The sequence below is a fragment of the Mesorhizobium sp. M7D.F.Ca.US.004.01.2.1 genome, from assembly GCF_003997785.1.
GTDB classification, from domain to species: domain Bacteria; phylum Pseudomonadota; class Alphaproteobacteria; order Rhizobiales; family Rhizobiaceae; genus Mesorhizobium; species Mesorhizobium loti.
In genome coordinates this window covers 1-685 of the sequence record NZ_RZRQ01000734.1, presented here as the reverse complement: position 1 = coordinate 685, position 685 = coordinate 1, and the positions used below count along the sequence as shown (strand labels likewise).

Annotated in this window: 1 protein-coding gene; it reads right to left on the bottom strand. The window is 59.3% G+C overall.

The window, feature by feature from the left end; all coding sequences use genetic code 11:
• Nucleotides 1-544: hypothetical protein (locus EN993_RS36515; RefSeq protein ID WP_164758094.1), on the bottom strand; the 544-nt coding region annotated here is incomplete at its 3' end.
• Nucleotides 545-685 lie beyond the last annotated feature (141 nt).

Sequence of the window (685 nt, the reverse complement as noted above, 5' to 3'; positions counted from 1 at the left end):
GGACGAAGCGCAACAGCGAAGGCAGCGCCCAAAGTTCGCCGATCTTCAGCGGCTCGACCGACTGGAAGCCCTGAACGATGGCCTTGAACATCGTCGCCGACACGGAACTGTCCGAATGCGCCACATAGGTCCATGCCAGCGCCAGCGCGCGCGGCACGCTGCCATTGTCAGGCAGTTTCAAGGTCGGCAGCTGGCGATAGAAGCGGCGCGGCAGGTCGCGCTTGACCTGGAAAATGGTCTCTTCGACCAGATAATTGTTGTCGAGCAGCCATTGTGCCGCCGGCGTGATCGTCTCGCCTCTCGCCTGCGCCGCATTGGTTGACCGGTAGACTTCCAGGATCTTCTTGGCGCTGTCGCGGACACGCGCCTGAAAATCGAAGGGCGTCAGGCCGAACAGATCGGTGAGGTCGCCTTTTGCCAGGCTTTCACCGAGCAGCCGAAGGCGCTCTTCGGGCAGGTAATTGGAGCGGATCGGCTCTTCGGTGATGGCCGGGAAGCTCGCGCTTGTCTTCTCGATTTGGGCAGGGTTCGTCTGAATATTCATTGAAAATTCCGTAAGCGGGCAGTCAGCGGCGTCACCGCCACGGCAATGGCCCTAAAACCGATTCAAATGCAATTGGTTGCATAAACCCCATTTGCCGAAAGTTTGTTTCCGCACCACGACAGGGCGTCATCCCTCAGCGAA